The organism is Spiroplasma endosymbiont of Megaselia nigra, assembly GCF_003987485.1.
Classification (GTDB): Bacteria; Bacillota_I; Bacilli_A; order Mycoplasmatales; family Mycoplasmataceae; genus Spiroplasma.
Genome location: NZ_RCOO01000009.1, coordinates 1 through 19,019 on the forward strand (window position 1 = coordinate 1; position 19,019 = coordinate 19,019).

The following is a 19,019-nucleotide window of genomic DNA, read 5'->3' on the forward strand; positions in this document are numbered from 1 at the left end:
CCGCTATTTATCACTATAAATGTGTCTCTAACGGTATTATAATTTCAATGGGTAAAAAATACCACTGTGCAGATAATATTGTTATAGAAAGTTTTCATTCATTACTTAAGAAAGCTACAATCCATAATAAAATATATAATTCACATGAAGAATATATACAAGATGTTATAAAATGAAATACATGATATTCAAATCGTAAAGAAAAAGATATAATAAAAAAAATAGTAAATACTTTTTATTAGTACTTACTAAAATGGGTGCAGTCTAGTTTTTTATTATTTTTTTATCACTAGAAATAAAAAAACAATAAATTTTTATTGTTTTGCTGTATTAATGATATTTGTTGCAGTTAAGATATTAATTAATAAATCATGTAAGCATTGAATAATTTGAACTAAAGGAACGACTTTATTACGATATTCTGTTGTTTTTTCAGCAATTTCTAATTGTTTTTCCGGACTTAATGCAATGACAAAATTATGATATGTTTGGACCTCTTCAATAATTTTTTCTTTATTAAATTCTGGTAATTTAATTTTTCCATCATTATAATCTTTTTCAATTTGATCAATATTTGCTAATTGTCCTTTTAACTTTTCTTCTTCTTTTTCAGGAGAAAAATCAGTTAACATAATATTACGTTGTAAAAATAAACCTAATTGATTTACTAAATTTCAAATTTCCAAGGCATCATTAGCATTATTAATCTCTTTTAAACATTTATCAAGCGCTGGGTCAAGATCTTTAATCTCATCATCATAAATTTTTGTTAACTCACCAATTTCTACTTTCATCATATTTACAAAAAGTTTATTTAAATCAACCGGATTAGCTTCTTTTGCACTAGTCATAAAATCATTTAAAAATCGTGGCAATGGAATAATTGCGTTAAATAATTTGCTTACTTCAATTAATGTTGTAACTTTTTTCTGATCAATTTCTTCTGGTTTTTTATCTTGTAAATATTCTGCTCTAATATCATCAAATAATAGTTTGATTTCTGTTTTCACAAAATTAAATAAATCTTCAAAATTAGTTTTAAACTTTGCTCCTGCTAAAAAAGCTTCTATTTTTGGATTTTTTTCCGCTGTGTCTTTTGCATAGTCTGTTTCAAAAAGATTAATATATTTTGTTAAATAACTCATCATTCCTTTTTCAACATCTGTTCAGAAATTACTCTGTTCTGTCATTTTTTATCCCTCTATTCTTCTATAATTTTTATGTATTTCAATTTTACCGTAAAATAAGAATTATTTAAATTTAATTTATTTTTTCTTGACTTTCTTTAATTTTCTGGTGGTTAACTAATAAATTATTTAAATTAACAACCAATGTTATTAATAAAGCAATAATGATACTTAACACAATTAAATATAAAAGATAATATTCTAACCGGCGAAAATCTTGAAAAAAATATTGTACATAGTAGTTATTTGCTGGCATACTATAATTTCACAATTTTTCATCAATTGGGGTTAATAATAAAACTCCTTCCCGAGCAGCAATAAAAATAGTATAAAAAATTGAATGAAGATAAAACTTATATAAATTTTGTAAATAAAAATTTTTATAATTAATACATTCTTTTTCAACCACAATGCAAAAATAGATAATGAAAATCGCGGGACACAATCAATGCTGCACTGTTGTACTAATTCAATAAATTGCGAGGCTATTCCAACTGGCAGTAAACTTTTCACCAGTAATGGCACCGATAACTGTCCCAAGTGTAAAAAATAAAAATGTTAACAAGGTAGAAAAGACAATGTATAAAATAAAAAACTGGTTTGTTACAAAATGACAATTTCGTAATTTTGTAAAGTAAATTAATCCTCCGAAGGCAAATAATAAAATTAAAAAATCAGTTTGGACACTTCATCAACTAACAAAATATCATAAATAACTTAATCAATTTAATTGATAATAAATTAAAATATAAAAATAAGTTAAGGGTAAAACAATAATTTCTAAGCTAAAGAGAATGCTACAAAACACTAAGTGTTTAATTCGTTCTGTTTTTTCCATCGTGCTCCTTTTGCTGATGATATTTATTATATAAAACATTTTTACTAATTTTATATTTATTTGCGACAAAATCAATTGCTTGTTTAACGCGATAATTTTGCTTTGTAATTAATTGGTCAATTTCGGTAACTAAAATTTCATCTGCAATAACAGGAACTGGAAGATTCCCCGCTCCATCAACAACAAGGACATACTCACCAAAAGCAGCATTTTCTTCTTGTTGTAAAAACAAAAGCACTTCACTTAACTGTCCACGATATCATTGCTCATGAATTTTTGTAATTTCCTTACCAATGGCAATTTTACGCTCACCAAAAACTGATTTAACTATTTTTAATGTTTCTAAAATTCGATGCGGTGCTTCATAAAAAATAATAGGATATGGAAATGATAGCAGTTGTTCTAACTCATTATTTTTTTTTGTTTTTGCTTTATTTAAAAAACCAAAAAATAAAAAATGGTGAGGATTAAGACCCGAACTAACAATGGCGTTTAAAGCAGCATTAGCACCACTAATCGGAATTACATCATAGGGATAATGTTCCAAAATATGGTTAACAGCATAATAACCTGGATCACTAATCAGTGGATAACCGGCATCACTAATAATTGCAATTGATAAGTTTTGTGCTAAATCATTTAACATTTCTGTTAAGCGTTGCATTTCATTTTCTTTATTTAAAGAAATTAACTGTTTTTTACAATTAAAATAATTTAATAGTTTAATTGTGTTCCGCGTATCTTCACAATAAATTTTTTGAACATCATGTTTAATAACTTCAATTGCTCGTGGTGTCATTTCTTGCAAATTACCAATTGGAGTTGCAATTAAGTAAATTTTCGGATTATTACTTTTAAAACTATATTGTTTAATTTTATTTGCCATTATAAAGACTCATTAATTTATCAAAACTAGTTGCTTTTTCTAAATATTGCACCATAATTTGATAAACTATTTCTAATAAATCATTATTAATAAGTTCTAACTGACTAGGAGAAAATTTTCCTAGTACTCAGTTTCGGGTTGGAATTTGGACATCTTTACCAATTCCTAAACGAATCCGTAAAAAATTTTCACTACCTAGTTTTTGAATTAAATCTTTAATTCCATTATGACCAGCACTTGAACCATTCTTTTTTAACTTAATAACATTGAAAGGAATATCTTTATCATCATAAATGACAATAATATCTTCTAATGTTAATTTATAAAATTGTTTAATTTGATAAACTGCAAATCCACTTAGATTCATAAAAGTCTGTGGTTGACAAAAAAGAACTTTCTCGTTGTTAATTGTTGTTTCTCATATTAAAGCATTAAAAGCATTTTTTGGCTTTGCTAAATTAAATTTATCTACCAACTTAGAAATGGCTAAAAAACCAATATTATGTCTTTTATAAGTATATTCATTACCTGGATTCCCCAAACCCACAATTAACTTCATTATCTCGCTCCTTTTTTAATTTAGCACTCGTTGATAAATCTGTTCAATATTTCGTAAAAAATAATTGTTATCAAATAATTTTTCTAATTTTGGTAAGGCTAAATATTTTGCTATATTATTATCAATTAAAACATTTTTAAAATCAAGTTGCTGTTGTTGTGCGATTAAAGTACATTTTTGAATAAAATCATAAACTTCTTCTCGTGAATAATTAGTTTCTTTCAAAATATTTGTTAAAACAACTTGACTAAAATAAATTTGATTGGCTTGTTGTAAATGTTCAATAATTTTATCCGGACTAACAACCAAATTATTAATAACACCGATCATTCGTTTCAATAAATAAACTACTAAATGATATGTGTCGGGAATAATAATTCGTTCATTACTACTATGGGAAATATCACGTTCATGTCATAATAAGTTATTTTCAAATGTAACATTCATATTACTACGCACTAAACGAGCTAAGCCAGCAATATTTTCCGCACTAATTGGATTTTTTTTATGTGGCATTGAAGATGAACCTTTTTGACTTTTGCTAAATCCTTCCGCAATTTCAGCCACTTCTGAACGTTGGAAGTGACGAAATTCAAGCGACATTTTTTCTAACAAACTAGCAATTTGACTAAAACTTGTAAATAATGCAATATGATAATCACGTGATGTTACTTGCGTTGTAATTGGGTCAAGGTTTAGCCCTAATTGTTTTGCAACATATTCTTCAACTTGAACTTCAACATGCGCAAAATTACCAACTGAACCTGATATTTTTGCAACAGCAATTGCTGAACCTTCAGCATCAAACCGCCTAATATTACGCTCTAATTCAGCATATCAAAGTAAAAATTTTAATCCTAATGAGGTTGGTTCGGCGAACATTCCATGGGTACGACCCATAATTAATTGATTTTTATAAGTAAGAGCTTTTTCTTTTAACGCTTCTTTTAATTCAAGCATATATTTTTTAACAATATAGTTTGATTCTTTAATTAAATAATTTTGACTAGTATCAACAATATCAGTTGATGTTAAACCATAATGAATTCATTTTTTTTCTGATCCCAATGTTTCTGATAACATTCGAGTAAAAGCAACAACATCATGCTTTGTTTCAGCTTCCAGTTCTAACATTCGTGGTAAGTTTACTGTTAAATTAGTTTTAATTTTTTTAATATCTGTTGTGGGAATTAATCCTAATTGTGCCCATCCTTCACAAACCAATAATTCTACTTTTGCTCAGGTATTATATTTATTTTCATCACTTCAAATTTTTCCAATCTCTGGAACAAAATAACGTTCAATCATTAAAAAATCTCCTTATTCATTAAAATAGTTTGTTCACGGTCAGGACCAACAGAAAATAAACTAATTGGAACACTAACTATTTCTTCTAACTTCATTAAATATTGTTGAGCATTATGTGGTAAATCTTCAAATGTTGTAACATTACTAATGTCCTCATCTCAGCCTGGCATTGTTATTAAAATTGGTTTACACATCTCATATTCTTTAATTGTACTTGGAACATAATCAATTTGTTGTCCTTGATATTCATAGCCAATACAAATTTTTAATTCCTTAATAGTAGTTAAAACATCTAATAACATAATTGCCATACTAGTATAACCACTAATTCGCAACGAATGTTTCATTAAAATACCATCAAATCATCCAATTCGACGCGCACGCCCCGATACAGTCCCATATTCACGTCCTGTTTCACGAATATATGTTTCAACTTCGCCAAAAATTTCTGATGGAAATGGCCCGGTTCCAACACGAGTATTATATGCTTTAACAATTCCTAAAACACTGTTAATATAACGCGGTGCAATCCCAACACCAACCGGAATTGAAGCTGCTGTTGGATTTGATGACGTAACAAAAGGATAAGTACCATGATCTAAGTCTAACATTACTCCTTGTGCGCCTTCAAACAAAACTTTTTGATGAGTATGAATTGCATTATCAACTAAAATTGAAGTATCAGTTACTAGTGTTTTAATTTGTTGAAATAATGCCAAATATTCTTTTCAAATTAATTTTGGGTCAAATCCTTCACTATTAAAAACTTTTGTTAAAACTTCATTTTTAAATTTTAAATTATTTTCTAATTTTTGTAAAAATCCTTTTTCATCAAATAAATCACCTAATCTAATCCCAATTCGTTCTGCTTTATCTTGATAACAGGGACCAATTCCTTTTTTTGTTGTTCCAATTGAATCTTTTTGGCGATACTCTTCTTGCAATTCATCAATTTTCATATGATATGGAAAAATTAAATGGGCACGATCACTAATTCGTAAATTTTTGCAATCAAAACCATGTTCTTGTAAATAATTAATTTCACTAACTAATTTACGTAAATTAACAACACAACCATTCCCAATTACATTAATTGATTTTTTATTAAAAACACCAGAAGGAACAATACTTAACTTATATTTTGTTCCTTTAATGACAATTGTATGTCCAGCATTATCACCACCAGCTCAACGAACAATAACATCTGCTTGTTGAGCAAAATAATCAGTAATTTTACCCTTTCCTTCATCACCCCACTGGCTCCCAACAATCGCTAGTGTTCGATAATTTGTACCGCTCATAACTTATTTCCAACCTTTCTACGGTTTAATCTTAATATAAATCTACCTATTTTTTCAAATTTTTCATCTTATTTATTGTTAATTACTGCTTGCACAAAACCATTAAATAATGGATTTGGTTTATTTGGCCGAGAAGTAAACTCCGGATGATATTGTGCAGCAAGATAAAAAGGATGGTTCGGTATTTCAATAACTTCCACTAAGTTTTTCTCAGCATAAAGACCACTAAATACTAATCCTGCTTGTGCTAATTGTTCACGAAAATCATTATTAACTTCATAACGATGGCGATGACGTTCCAAAATCTCATCTTTCCCATATAACTTATGTGCTAATGTGTTTGGAACTAAAGTTGTCTTATAATTACCTAAGCGTAATGTTCCTCCTAAAGCATCGGTTTTATCTTTGCCACGAATAATATCAATAATTGCATTTTTTGTTTCTGTTAATTCTGAAGAATTAGCATCCTGAATGTGACAAACATTACGGGCAAATTCAATTACAGCTGCTTGCATCCCAAAACAAATTCCAAAGAATGGAATGTTATTTTCACGAGCAAATTGACATGCTAAAATTTTCCCCTCAAAACCACGTTCACCAAAACCACCAGGAACCAAAATCCCTTTTGCATTTTTTAATAATTGTTGATAATTTTTTTTATTAATATCTTCGGCTTTAATTCAATCAATTTTAATTTTAACCTTATTTTCATATCCAGCAATTCGTAACGATTCACTAACTGATAAATAAGCATCTGGAAGTTCAATATATTTTCCAACTAATTTAATCTCAATTACTTCTTGTGAGTGATTAATTTTTTCAACAAATTGTTTTCATCCTGACATATCAGTTTTTGTGACTTTTAAGTTTAATAACTTGCTAATTACTATTTGAGCATTTTGTTCATACATTTTTAATGGTACTTCATAAATACTAGCAACATCAGTAGCTACTAAAACATTATTTTTTTCAATATTACAAAATAGCGCAATTTTTTCAAGGACATTATCCTCTAAAACTTGTTCAGTTCTAGCAACAACAATATCTGGTTGAATCCCTAGTGATAATAGTTCTCGCACTGAATGTTGCGTTGGTTTTGTCTTTGATTCTTTTGATGCTGCAATATATGGAACTAATGAAACATGCATATAAATAACATTTTCTCGTCCTTGTTCCATGCGAACTTGACGAATTGCTTCAATAAAAGGCAACGATTCAATATCACCAACTGTCCCCCCAATTTCAGTAATAATAATATCTGCTTTTGATGTTGATGCCGCATGATAAACTTTCTTTTTAATTTCATTAGTAACATGGGGAACAACTTGAACTGTCCCACCTTCATATTCGCCACGGCGTTCTTTTTCAATTACATTTTTATATATTCGTCCTGAAGTGATATTTGATTCTTTTGTTAAATTTTCATCAATAAAACGTTCATAATGTCCTAAATCTAAATCTGTTTCAGCACCATCTGCTGTTACAAAAACTTCACCATGTTGATAAGGACTCATTGTTCCGGGGTCAACATTTAAATATGGATCAAATTTTTGCATAAAAACATTTAATCCACTTGCTTTTAATAAAACACCAATTGAAGAAGCTGTAATGCCTTTCCCTAAGCCACTGACAACTCCACCAGTTACAAAAATATATTTTGCCATTGTCTTATCATCCTTTCATCCTCAAATTAAAAAGAGTTTAGAAATTAACAGGGTTGTCACTTCTAACACTCTTTAATCTTGGTATTAATTATTTTCTTCCATTTCTTTTTCAAGAGCTTTTCAGTCAATTTCTTCTGTAATACCCAATTTAGTTGCTACTGTTTCATCGTCATCATTAATAGAATAATCATTTTCAATTAAATCATCATCAACTAATGTATCATCAAAATCAAGAGTATCAATTAATGATTCTTCTTCATCATTTTTCTCTTCATCTTCATCATCATCAGCTAAATCAATATCTTCAAATTCTTCTGTTGTTTCAAACCGGTCAGTATAATCATATTGTTTTTTAATTTCATCATATTTTAAGAATTCACATAACCCTCACATACCTTCACTTGTCAACACAAAACGATTATCTAAGACCAAATCAGTATATAATTCTGCAATAACATCTTCTTTGCTGGCTCCCCGAACTGTTACATCACTTTTTGATGCAATATCATTTCAAATATTTTCAAAAGTATCGCTATTTTTTTTCTTTTTTAAATATGAATACACTAATTCTAATAACTCTACATTATCGTTCATTAATTTAAACCTTTCTTATTAATCATTCTCATATTTTTCTAAAATTGAAAACCAAATTGTTGTTGCTGTCTTTTTACTATTATTTTTAAATGCTAAGACTTCTGAAACTTCCATAATGCATTTAATTCCTTTTGGTGTATCAATATAAATTGGTTTAGTATCACTATCATATAATTTAATTGGTTTTAGGTTATATTCAACCATAAAGTAATTATAATGGTTTTTATATTTTTTTATCAAATTATTTTTAATTTCTTCGAAATTTCTTTTTGCTGGGTTTATTTTTTGCAAAAAATTTCGTGTCGTGAACATTTTAATTAATGTAACTAAAATTTCATCATTTTCATTTTCTAACATTTTTAAATATGTAAATAATGTATAATCATTTAATGTACAATATTGATCTGGACTCATCATTTTTCCTTCCAACACTGGAATTAATAAAGTAATTATTACTTTATTTTTAAATTGATAATTGCTATGGTATAAATCATACAATCGTTTGAACATCATTTGGAAAGTTAAATCAAATCCAATGCTTAGTGGATGTAAATAAATTTGCTTATACATATGATAACGGCCAATTAAAAATGATTCAATTGCATACTGTACTTTTAACGGAAAAACAATCTTTTTATCTTTAATAAATAAATGCCGAATAATTCACTGTGTATCAACATGACTATAACCTACACCGCTTGTTTGTCCATCACGTAATAAATAATCCATTCGGTCAGCATCTAATTGTGAAGATACTAACGATGATAAAACCCCGTCCGGATGTTTACCTTCAATCATCATACATAGTTCATTAATTTCTTCTGGACTAAATTCAACCGCTAAGATTTTATTAATATTTGTTGTTGGATTTTTAATTAATAAAGACGAATAATTTTCATGACTAATATTCTGTTTTGTGACATGATTAGTCATTTCAAATGTATGTGAAAATGGACCATGACCAACATCATGCAGTAATCCTGCTAATTTAACCAATAATTGTTCATGCGTACTATACATTTCTTGAAAACTTGCTGTTTCTAACATTTTACTAACTAAATGATAAACACCAATACAATGTGAAAAACGCGTATGCGACGCACTTGGAAAAACAAATTGTCCCCCTGCTAATTGACTAATGCGACGCAAGCGTTGAAATTCTGGAGTGTTAATTAATTTTACGGTAATTTCTTCATTAATTTCAATATCGCCATGAACACTATCTCGGATTGTTAGTGGTAATTTCATTTTTTCGTTATTGTAATTTAGTAATATTATTAATTACTTGTTCTTTCCCTAATAAATAAATAACCTTGGCTAGTTCTAGTCCATGTTCTTGATGAGAAGTAAAAATTCTAATTGGCATAAATAAATTCTTTCCTTTCATAGCATATTGTTCCCCCATTTTACTAATTAATTGCTTAATATTTGGTTCATCTCAAACTGGCAATTGACTTAACGCTGTTTTAAAAGATGTTATCATTTCTTCATAACCGCTCAATTCTGTTAACACTGCTTGCGTTGCCATTGATAACTTTGTTGTTGATTCAAAAAATGGTTTTGTTAAGGTCACAATTTCTGCCCCATATTGAAGTTCTTTTTTATAAATTAATAATAACATATTTACTCATTCTGGTGTTTTTTTTGTTAAATCATAGCTTTCTGCTAAAAAAGGTCGAACAAAAGTTAGATAATCCTCATCATTCATTGCTTTAAGATAATAATTATTCATTCAAGTTAATTTTTTAATATCAAACATACTTGGCGATTTACTAAACCGCGTTTCATCAAAAATTTTAATTAATTCATCATGACTAAAAATTTCAACAGTGCCCGGAGGCGATCATCCTAATAAACTAATAAAATTAAAAATTGCTGTTGGTAAATATCCTAATGTTCGATATTGGTTAATAAATTGCATTAAATGACTATCTCGTTTTGACAACTTTTTATGTTGCTCATTAACAATTAAGGTTAAATGAGCAAAAATTGGTGGCTTAGCATTAAATGCTTCGTAAATCATTAATTGTTTTGGTGTATTAGAAATATGTTCTTCTCCCCGAACAACATGACTAATTTCCATTAACATATCATCAATTACGACCGCAAAATTATAAGTTGGAATTCCATTTGATTTTAAAATAACTCAATCGCCAAGATCTTTTCCTTCAAAATGAACAGGACCGCGGACTAAATCATTAAAATCATAACTTGCTTCATCAGGAACGAAAAAACGTAAATTATATGGGGTTTGTTTTGCTAATTTTTCAGCAATTTGTTCAGAAGTTAATTGTCAACATTTGCGATTATAACGTGGTGAAAGATATCCTTTTGCCAATTGTTCTTCACGGTCTTTTTCAATTTCAGCTGGTGTACAAAAACAATAATATGCTTTTTTTGTTGTTAATAATTTTTGCGCATATTTTTGATAAAGTTCTAACCGTTCTAATTGTCGATATGGTCCATAAGCCCCCCCTGGGCGATCAATTGTTTCATCTGGTTCAATTCCTAATCAACGTAAATTATCTAATTGTGACGCAATCGCTCCTTCAACATTTCGTTCAATATCTGTATCTTCAATTCGTAGAACAAAAACACCATCATAATGTTTTGCAAATAAATAATTAAATAATGCTGTTCTTGTATTACCAATATGTAAAAATCCCGTTGGACTTGGTGCGTAACGTAATCTGACTTTTTGTTTCATTTTAATCCCCCATTCTAACTTTTGACCTAATCATTTTGCTTTAAAAGTAATAATGTTGTATGACTTTGGATAATATTTGTAAAATTTTGTTCAGTAGTTGTTGCTTTTAAGTTAATTTTTTCAGCCGTAATTTGTAATAATTTTTGTAAATTAGTTTTAATTGCTTTTTTATGCTTTTGCAAGTGTGGTTCATCAATAATAATTGTTGCATCAATATTACTAATTTGATAATTCTGTTCAGTCATTAATGTTAATGCTTTTTTTAAAATTAATTGTGAATTAAGTTTTTTATTTGTTTCATCAAACCATTCTCCTAAATCACCTAATCCTAAGGCTCCAATAATTGCTTCACTAATTGTATGTAACAAAATATCACCATCAGAAACAGCTTCAATTTGGTATTGGCATGGAATAAAAATTCCCCCTAAATAAAAACCAGTTCCTACTTTTAAATTATGTAAATCATAACTATTGCCAATTCGCATTATTATTTCTCCCTAAACATTAAATTTAAAAAAACATATATCGCCGTCTTGCATAACATAAGTTTTTCCTTCGCTTCGTAACCGACCATTTTCTTTTACAGCTTTTTCACTACCATATTGCACTAAATCATCATACGAATAAACTTCTGCTCGAATAAAACCACTTTCAAAGTCAGAATGAATGATTCCTGCACACATTGGTGCTGTTGCTCCTTTTTTAAAAGTCCATGCTCGTACTTCTTGCTTGCCAGCAGTAAAAAATGTTTGTAAACCTAATAAAGCATAAGATTTTTTAATTAATTGACTTAAACCAGCTTCTTTAATGCCATAATCAGCCATTAATAATTTCCGATCATCTGGTTCTAATGCTGATAATTCTTCTTCAATTTTAGCACAAATAACAACGACTTCAATTGCTTGTTGTTGAGCATATTCTTTAACTGTTTTAACATAAAAATTATCTGGTTGGTTTAAATCACTTTCTGCAACATTAGCAACATAAATAAAAGGTTTAATTGTTAATAAATTAAAATTCTTTACTACTTTTAGTTCATCATCTGATAATGTTAAATCTTTTAATAATTTATTTTGTTCTAATCCTGTTGCTAACTTTAATAATAATTCATACTCAAAAACATCTTCTTTTTGTTTTAAAGTTTGTGCTTTTTTTCTAATTTTATCAATTCGTTTTTTAATTTGTTCTTGGTCAGAAATAATTAATTCTAAATTAATAATTTCAATATCACGAATTGGATCAATTGTTCCTTCAACGTGGGTAATATCTTTATTATCAAAACAACGGATGACCATACAAATTGCATCAGTTTCGCGAATATTTTGCAAAAAAGCATTTCCTAAACCTTCACCTTTACTAGCTCCCGCAATTAATCCAGCAATATCATAAAATTCAAAGGTACTATGAATTGCTTTGTGCGGAGCACAAAGAGTAATTAAAGTATCCATTCGTTCATCAGGAACTTCTACCGTTCCAACATTTGGATTAATTGTTGCAAATGGATAATTAGCTGCTTCAACTTGTGAATTTGTAATTGCGTTAAATAAAGTTGATTTACCAACGTTTGGTAAACCAACTATTCCCATTTTTAATGCCATTATGTTCTTCCTTACTATTAATTAATCATCAATTAAACATAATAATTCTAAAATACGGTTTAAATCTTTAATTCCAGTATACTTGATAACAATTTGGTCAGTATAAATAACTACTTTTGTTCCTAATTTTCGCATTATTTTATTTTCCAAAAATTCATTAACGGCTCGTTTTGATGAATCCTTCTCTGAATTTTCAATTAATGGTTTCGTTATTTTTGGATTATATTCTTTGACCAATTCTTCAACCTGACGCGCATTTAAATTTAAATTAATAATCTTATTAATAATATTTTTTAATTCATTTTTGTCAACATTTAAACTAATTAATGGTTTAACTTGCCCCATTGTTACTTTATTTTCTAATAACAAGGTTTGCACTTCAGTTGGTAAATTTAATAATCGCATCGTATTTGTGACATGACTTCGTGATTTTCCAATTCGTTGTGCTAATTCTTCTTGGGTTAATCCTAGTAACTCAATTAATTCTTTATAAGCATTAGCTTCTTCAATTGAATTTAAATCAACCCGTTGAATGTTTTCAATTAAAGCAACTTCTTTCATCTGCTGATCATTAAAATCAACAACAATTGCTGGAATTGTTGTTAATCCTGCTAATTTGGCAGCCCGACTACGACGCTCTCCCGCAACTAAATAATAACCATTATTCGTTTTTTTTACAATAATAGGTTGAATTAAACCATATTCTTTAATTGACTGTGCTAATTCTGTTAATTCTTCTTCATTAAAATTTTTGCGGGGTTGATGCGGATTAGGAAAAATTTCCGCTAATACAATTTCATTCGCTGTCTCTTTTAATGCATCATTGCTTTCAATCCCTTTAATTACTTCGTTGATTCCTTCACCAAAAATTTTATCTAGCCCTTTTGAACTTAATCGACTCTTAGTATTACTTGCCATTGTTTGCCAACACCTCTCTCGCTAATTCTTCATAAGCAACTGCACCTGCACCACCTTTATCATATTCAAAAATACTCAAACCATGTGATGGTGATTCACTAATTTTAACATTTCTTGGAATATGTGTTCGATAAACTTTTTCATTAAAATATTTTTTAACTTCTGTCATCACTTCAAATGATAATTTTGTTCGTGAATCAAACATTGTTAAAACAATTCCTTCAATTGCTAAACTTTCATTAAACATTTTTTGTACAAAATGAATTGTTGTTAATAACTGTGCCAAACCTTCTAAAGCATAATACTCTGCTTGAATTGGAATTAAAACAGAATCAGCACAAGCTAGTGCGTTTCGATTAATTAATCCTAAGGAAGGGGGACAATCAATTAAAATAAAATCATACTTATCACGAACCGGTTTAATCCGCTCTAATAAAATGCTTTGGTTATCTTCTGTTCTTTCCATCAAATAAATATCTACTCCCGCTAATGAAATAGTTGCTGGTGCTAAATCAACATTAGTCATAATATTTGAAATAATAATATTTTTTAATGGGATTTGTCCAACTAAAACATCATACATACTTTCATGAATTTCTTCTTTATTAGCACCTGTCCCCGTTGTTGCATTTCCTTGTGGATCAATATCCACTAATAAAATCTTTCGTCCAGTACGTGCCAATCCGTCCGCTAAGTTAATCGAAGTTGTTGTTTTACCAACGCCACCTTTTTGGTTTGTGATTGCAATAATTTTTCCCATAATTGTCCTTTCTGTTCCGTTGCATCTGATAATTTTATACATTATTATTATATAACACTTTATCCAATTGGAAATTTTTTTATTTGATTAAACCGACGAGGATATGGTTCTGCAGTTGCCTCTGTTTTAATAAAATAACAAATGTTCCGTTCACCAAGTTGTGGAATCGTTTCATGTTGAATTTTTTCTAATTTTAAATTTAAAACTGATAAAGTTTTTTGCGCTGCTTGTAATTCAGCCTTAACATTTGGCCCTTTATAACAAATAATCCTTCCCGATGTTTTAACCATTCGCACTACTAATTCTAAAAGCACCCCTAAATTAGCAACAGCACGAGAAACAACAAGTTCAAAAGATTCAGCATGCTCTAGACTATATTCCTCTGCTCGAGCATGAATAATTTCAACATTTTTTAATTGTAACTTCATCACTAATCGTTGTAAAAATAAGCATCGTTTTTCTAATGCTTCAATAATTGTTAATTTAATTGTTGGGCAAAGAATTTTTAAAACCAGCCCTGGAAAACCAGCCCCACTGCCAACATCACTAACTGTCATCTCCTTTGACAATGAGAATTCTTTTAATAATAATCCTGAATCAAGAAAATGTTTAAGATAAACCTCGTCTTCATTAATAATTGTAGTTAAATTCATAATTTGGTTTTGTTCAAATAAATATTGATAATATAATTGTAACTGTTTTTCTTGCTCAGGTGTAATTTCTAATTCTGGTAACGCTGTTTTAATTAATTTAATCATCAATATCCCCCTAGAATTTTTAATTTCTTTTAACATTATAACAATATATATGGTAATATATAAACATTTAAAAAATAATTGAGAGGATTATGAAATGAATAAAAAAGCCTTAATTGTGGTTGATTATCAAAATGACTTTGTTGATCCTAAAGGAGCGTTATATGTTCCAGGAGCAGAAAAATTATATGAAAAAATTGTTGCTTTAATTGATGAATTTCATCAGAATGGTGATTTAGTTATTGCGACAAAAGATTTTCATCCTAATAATCATTGTTCGTTTGCTAAATGAGGTCCACATTGCATTGCAAATACATTTGGCAGTGAATTATATAAATTAACTACATCGCAATTTGACCATATTATTTTAAAAGGAACACAACAAGATTTTGATAGCTACAGTGGTTTTTTTAGTGATAATCATACTTCAAATGGATTACATGAATTTCTTCAAGAACACAAGGTTACTAACTTAGTCATTGTTGGTGTTGCTACAGATGTTTGCATATCAGCAACACTTGTTGATGCTATTAAATTAAACTATCATGGTATTATTGACTTAAATGCTAGTGCTGGACTTAAACCACAAATCATTTTTTAAAAAAACTATTATGAATAAACAACATAATAGTTTTTTTAAAAATCATCATCATTATTATTATTAGAATCAATATTTTTGACACGCATAATTGTTTCACGATTTGGTAATTGACCAATTAGCCCTTTACTACTTCCTTTTCATTTCACTTGATAGTATATAATTCCTTGAGCATGTAATAGCTTTAAGATTTCAATTCAATTATATAGTTCACCACGATACATTCATCGTTTCTCACTATGTGCTTCCACTAAATCTCGATTATAAAAACTATGCGGATGTGATCACATCCTAATTTGCCGAATTGTATTTTCTCGTTTTGAAACAATTTCTAAATTTTCTGCTCGATTATCACGAGGATTACCATTAATATGATCAATTGTCATATTTGGCGGAACTGAACCAATAAATAACTCAACAACCAACTTATGTAATGGCCTTGTTTTTGTTTTTCCATCTTCACGACGACGAATTAAATAATAATTAGTATTTTTTGGCTTCTTTAATTCCTTAACTTTCTTTGTTACAATATTACGAACGCGCCCCATATTGCTAATCTCAAGACAAGGAAATTTCCGGTGAACCTTTCAAATTTCTGCTTTTTTTGCTTTATTCATTTTGACCTCTTATTTTTTCGAAACTGCTTTATGATCTGTAATATAAAATCGATATGGTTTTAATTTAAAATTTGTTGCATACTCAATGTTGACCCGTGGTGTAGTTGTAATTTCAATTGCAGTTGGTGCTGTATCTTCGGCAAGATATAAAACTAAACTTTCTAGCAGAGAAAGTCCATCATCAGCTTTAGTAATTTTTAAATAGCGTGATAACTTCCCAGGACCATTTGCTAACCGTGGTGTTGAAACAAAGTCAGGAACAGTTTCATCAATAATAATTTCACCAGCGCGTAATAAAACTGCACTTGGAAAATCAACTTGGTAAGTAACAATATTAAAACAATGATACATCCCATAAATGAGAAAAACATGTGCAAAGCCACCTTTTCAAAAAAGTGTTTCATTACGAGAACTACGTTTATTGTTAAAACCATGATTAGCATCATCTTCGGGTCCATCACTAAGCTTCAGTTTCAATAATTTTACAAATAATTTTTTTCCCATCAATAATTCGAACTAAATATTTCCCTAATAGTTCGCGTGCAACAACAACAGCATTTCGCATAAAAAAAGTATCCCCAGTTAAACGGTTTACATTTATCATTTTAAAAAAAGCATAACAAAAATTAATATTAATTTGCTATGCTAACCTAACCAATTTTTTTACATTGGTCAAATTCAACTTCAGTAGGCGTCAAACGACCAAACATTTCTAAATTTACTATCGCAATCCCTTTTGAAGTGTCAATTTTTGTTACTTGTCCTTCCATACCAGTAAAAGTTCCTGATAAAATTCGAACATAATCATTCACTTCAAAGTTTGCCACAAATACTTTTTTAACTTTTTTCCCTTGCTGTGTTGCTGTTTTTTTAGCTGCCAATGATTTTGAAAGCATTGTCCCTGCTTCTTGATCTGTTAAAGGAAAAGGTTTTGTTCCTCGCCCCGATGAGCCAATAAATCCAGTAACCCCCGTTGTGTTCCGAACAATATATCAAGATTCATCGTTCATAATCATATTAATAAAAATATAACCTGGATAAACATTTTTTTCTTTTTCTATTAGTTTTCCACCTTTTTTGGCTGAAACTATCTCTTTTACAACTCTAATATCAAAAACAACATCTTTCATATTTAATGATTCTACCCGTTGAATTAAGTCATCACGAACACGGTCTTCATGTCGAGAATAACAATTAATTACATATCATTTTCCAGGATACTTTGTAACATCTTCTATAGTTTCTCTGTCTTCACTTTTATCATTATCAATGATTTCATCTGTTATTGTGTTTTTCCCTAACATTACCTTACTTTACTCCTTTTAAACTTATCTATTATATAATGCGAGCAACAGTTAGTAAATGATGTAAAACTAAATCTAATACTAAATAAAACACCGCAAAAGCAATAATAAATAAAATTGTGATTAAAAACTTGCGTCCTAAACTACCCTTACTTGTTCATCGAATTCTTGTGACTTCTTTTGCCATTTTGACAGGAAATTCACGAAAAGCTAATTTTCAATTTGTTTTTTTACTTTTATTTGAATTTTTACGCTTAAAAAGACCTTTTTTAATTGGTTCACCATTCTCATCAACCTTTGGTGTTGTGCTTACTTTTTTTGTCCCAACTTGAATTGGTGCTGTTTTACTTGCTTTTTTTTGAAAAATTAGCGCTGATTTTTCATTTTTATTTTGAACTTTTAACGCTTTTTTTTCTTCTTTTGTTAAAACAGTTTTAACATTCTTTTTTGATTTTTCATTTTTTTTCATTGCAAACACCCCTACCTTGTTTCTTTATGTTTAGTATGTTTATTACATGTTTTACAAAACTTATTTATTTCTAATCGTTCTTTTTGTGTCATTTTGTTTTTAAATGTTGTATAGTTTCGATTTAAACATTCTGAACATACTAATATAATCTTTTCGCGCATAATATTCACCATAATTAATTATAGTATATTAATAACAATATTAATATACTTAATTAACTATTTTTGTAAAAATCTCTTTTTTTTTTGCATAATTCGTTGCATTGCATTATCAACTTGCCGATAATTTAACCCTAATAAGTGGTGAATATTATAAATATTTTCACCATCAAATCATAACCGAAATACTTCTTTTTCTAATGGTGATAATCGTTGATAAAATATTTTAATAATTTGTTTTCGTTCATCAAAACAAGCAATTTTATTTGAAAAATTTTCATCTTGATTAGTAATATTTTCATTAGTTAATTTAATGTAATAATTTAAAACTTTATTTTTTAAATTAAAAAATTGACGAATTTGTTTATGAATATCTCATGTGTAACGTTGAAAAATAAAGTCTTTTAATTTTTTTGACGAATGGGGATTATACATTTTGGCACTTTCTAATACTGAAAAATACTTTAAACTTTCTAAATCAACTAATTCAATTGGTAAACCAAAATACTTATAAAAAGTTTGGTGCTTAACATCTTCTAGAAAGGGTACATATAATTTATATAAACTAAATAATGCTGTTTGATTATGACCTTCTTGAAATAAATAAAGTAATTCATATTCATTCATCGTAACAATAGTCAAATCCTTTCTAAATTAAATTTTATTGTTGCAACATTATAGTGCACCCCAAAAAGTAAGTATTAGTAAAAAAGGTTTATAAACTTTTATTTATTATATCCTTTTCTTTGCGGCTTGAATATCATTTATTTCATTTTTTAACATCATTAATATATTCGT

24 protein-coding genes are annotated in these 19,019 nt (G+C 28.6%); 2 read left to right on the forward strand and 22 right to left on the reverse strand.

What is annotated here, in order from left to right; genetic code table 4:
• Positions 1–47: 47 nt before the first annotated feature.
• Positions 48–242: a hypothetical protein gene (locus D9R21_RS01035; RefSeq protein ID WP_126820562.1), complete on the forward strand. Its 195-nt coding sequence runs from the start codon at positions 48–50 to the stop codon at positions 240–242.
• Positions 243–314: 72 nt separating this feature from the next.
• Here the strand turns inward: D9R21_RS01035 and D9R21_RS01040 are convergent, their stop codons facing one another.
• From D9R21_RS01040 to rsmG, 15 genes are all read right to left on the reverse strand, one after another.
• Complete coding sequence (locus tag D9R21_RS01040; protein WP_126820727.1) at positions 315–1,190, reverse strand: hypothetical protein; 876 nt, start codon at positions 1,188–1,190, stop codon at positions 315–317.
• 70 nt (positions 1,191–1,260) lie between these two features.
• Positions 1,261–2,025: a hypothetical protein gene (locus D9R21_RS01045; protein WP_126820728.1), complete on the reverse strand. Its 765-nt coding sequence runs from the start codon at positions 2,023–2,025 to the stop codon at positions 1,261–1,263.
• Complete coding sequence (gene rsmI / locus D9R21_RS01050; RefSeq protein WP_126820729.1) at positions 2,003–2,911, reverse strand: 16S rRNA (cytidine(1402)-2'-O)-methyltransferase; 909 nt, start codon at positions 2,909–2,911, stop codon at positions 2,003–2,005. The genes D9R21_RS01045 and rsmI overlap by 23 nt, the downstream gene beginning before the upstream one ends.
• The gene (pth, locus tag D9R21_RS01055; protein WP_126820730.1) at positions 2,901–3,470 is read right to left on the reverse strand and encodes an aminoacyl-tRNA hydrolase; all 570 of its coding nucleotides are present in this window, start codon (positions 3,468–3,470) and stop codon (positions 2,901–2,903) included. The genes rsmI and pth overlap by 11 nt, the downstream gene beginning before the upstream one ends.
• Positions 3,471–3,485: 15 nt before the next feature.
• Positions 3,486–4,778 carry an adenylosuccinate lyase gene (purB, locus tag D9R21_RS01060; protein WP_126820731.1) on the reverse strand — a complete coding sequence of 431 codons (1,293 nt, stop codon included), beginning with the start codon at positions 4,776–4,778 and terminating at the stop codon, positions 3,486–3,488.
• Positions 4,778–6,079 (reverse strand): adenylosuccinate synthase, encoded by a 1,302-nt coding sequence (locus D9R21_RS01065; RefSeq protein ID WP_126820732.1) that lies wholly within the window; start codon positions 6,077–6,079, stop codon positions 4,778–4,780. Before D9R21_RS01065 ends, purB begins: the two co-directional genes overlap by 1 nt.
• Positions 6,080–6,147: 68 nt before the next feature.
• Positions 6,148–7,743: a CTP synthase gene (locus tag D9R21_RS01070; protein WP_126820733.1), complete on the reverse strand. Its 1,596-nt coding sequence runs from the start codon at positions 7,741–7,743 to the stop codon at positions 6,148–6,150.
• An 84-nt stretch (positions 7,744–7,827) separates the two neighbouring features.
• Positions 7,828–8,337 carry a DNA-directed RNA polymerase subunit delta gene (gene rpoE / locus D9R21_RS01075; RefSeq protein ID WP_126820734.1) on the reverse strand — a complete coding sequence of 170 codons (510 nt, stop codon included), beginning with the start codon at positions 8,335–8,337 and terminating at the stop codon, positions 7,828–7,830.
• Between the two features lie 18 nt (positions 8,338–8,355).
• The gene (locus D9R21_RS01080) at positions 8,356–9,585 is read right to left on the reverse strand and encodes an HD domain-containing protein (RefSeq protein WP_126820735.1); all 1,230 of its coding nucleotides are present in this window, start codon (positions 9,583–9,585) and stop codon (positions 8,356–8,358) included.
• A gap of 7 nt (positions 9,586–9,592) precedes the next feature.
• Entirely contained in the window at positions 9,593–11,044 is a 1,452-nt protein-coding gene (gene gltX / locus D9R21_RS01085; RefSeq protein ID WP_126820736.1) for a glutamate--tRNA ligase, read from the reverse strand.
• A 26-nt stretch (positions 11,045–11,070) separates the two neighbouring features.
• On the reverse strand, positions 11,071–11,529 hold the full coding sequence (gene ispF, locus D9R21_RS01090) for a 2-C-methyl-D-erythritol 2,4-cyclodiphosphate synthase (RefSeq protein WP_126820737.1): 459 nt from the start codon (positions 11,527–11,529) through the stop codon (positions 11,071–11,073).
• A 12-nt stretch (positions 11,530–11,541) separates the two neighbouring features.
• Positions 11,542–12,642, reverse strand: a complete 1,101-nt coding sequence (gene ychF / locus D9R21_RS01095; protein ID WP_126820738.1) for a redox-regulated ATPase YchF — start codon at positions 12,640–12,642, stop codon at positions 11,542–11,544.
• 21 nt (positions 12,643–12,663) lie between these two features.
• Complete coding sequence (locus D9R21_RS01100) at positions 12,664–13,560, reverse strand: ParB/RepB/Spo0J family partition protein (RefSeq protein ID WP_126820739.1); 897 nt, start codon at positions 13,558–13,560, stop codon at positions 12,664–12,666.
• Entirely contained in the window at positions 13,550–14,320 is a 771-nt protein-coding gene (locus D9R21_RS01105) for a ParA family protein (protein ID WP_126820740.1), read from the reverse strand. Before D9R21_RS01105 ends, D9R21_RS01100 begins: the two co-directional genes overlap by 11 nt.
• 59 nt (positions 14,321–14,379) lie before the next feature.
• Positions 14,380–15,078 carry a 16S rRNA (guanine(527)-N(7))-methyltransferase RsmG gene (gene rsmG / locus D9R21_RS01110; protein ID WP_126820741.1) on the reverse strand — a complete coding sequence of 233 codons (699 nt, stop codon included), beginning with the start codon at positions 15,076–15,078 and terminating at the stop codon, positions 14,380–14,382.
• Between the two features lie 94 nt (positions 15,079–15,172).
• On the opposite strand from rsmG, the gene D9R21_RS01115 reads away from it, so the two are divergent.
• On the forward strand, positions 15,173–15,676 hold the full coding sequence (locus D9R21_RS01115; protein ID WP_126820742.1) for an isochorismatase family protein: 504 nt from the start codon (positions 15,173–15,175) through the stop codon (positions 15,674–15,676).
• 35 nt (positions 15,677–15,711) lie between these two features.
• On the opposite strand, the gene D9R21_RS01120 is transcribed toward D9R21_RS01115, so the two are convergent.
• Genes D9R21_RS01120 through D9R21_RS01145 form a run of 7 tightly spaced genes read right to left on the reverse strand, consistent with a single transcriptional unit; the run spans position 15,712 to position 18,848 of the window.
• Positions 15,712–16,290 carry an HNH endonuclease signature motif containing protein gene (locus D9R21_RS01120; RefSeq protein WP_126820743.1) on the reverse strand — a complete coding sequence of 193 codons (579 nt, stop codon included), beginning with the start codon at positions 16,288–16,290 and terminating at the stop codon, positions 15,712–15,714.
• Positions 16,291–16,299: 9 nt separating this feature from the next.
• A complete protein-coding gene (locus D9R21_RS01125) occupies positions 16,300–16,767 on the reverse strand; it encodes a DNA-3-methyladenine glycosylase (protein WP_255416593.1) in 468 nt (155 codons plus the stop codon).
• Entirely contained in the window at positions 16,751–16,894 is a 144-nt protein-coding gene (locus D9R21_RS08485; protein ID WP_255416594.1) for a DNA-3-methyladenine glycosylase, read from the reverse strand. The genes D9R21_RS01125 and D9R21_RS08485 overlap by 17 nt, the downstream gene beginning before the upstream one ends.
• A 46-nt stretch (positions 16,895–16,940) precedes the next feature.
• Positions 16,941–17,594, reverse strand: a complete 654-nt coding sequence (gene nusG, locus D9R21_RS01130) for a transcription termination/antitermination protein NusG (protein WP_126820744.1) — start codon at positions 17,592–17,594, stop codon at positions 16,941–16,943.
• A gap of 31 nt (positions 17,595–17,625) precedes the next feature.
• Positions 17,626–18,063: a preprotein translocase subunit SecE gene (gene secE / locus D9R21_RS01135; protein WP_126820745.1), complete on the reverse strand. Its 438-nt coding sequence runs from the start codon at positions 18,061–18,063 to the stop codon at positions 17,626–17,628.
• An 11-nt stretch (positions 18,064–18,074) separates the two neighbouring features.
• A complete protein-coding gene (rpmG, locus tag D9R21_RS01140) occupies positions 18,075–18,224 on the reverse strand; it encodes a 50S ribosomal protein L33 (protein WP_004028373.1) in 150 nt (49 codons plus the stop codon).
• 57 nt (positions 18,225–18,281) lie between these two features.
• Complete coding sequence (locus D9R21_RS01145) at positions 18,282–18,848, reverse strand: RNA polymerase subunit sigma (RefSeq protein ID WP_241568631.1); 567 nt, start codon at positions 18,846–18,848, stop codon at positions 18,282–18,284.
• Between the last annotated feature and the right edge of the window lie 171 nt (positions 18,849–19,019).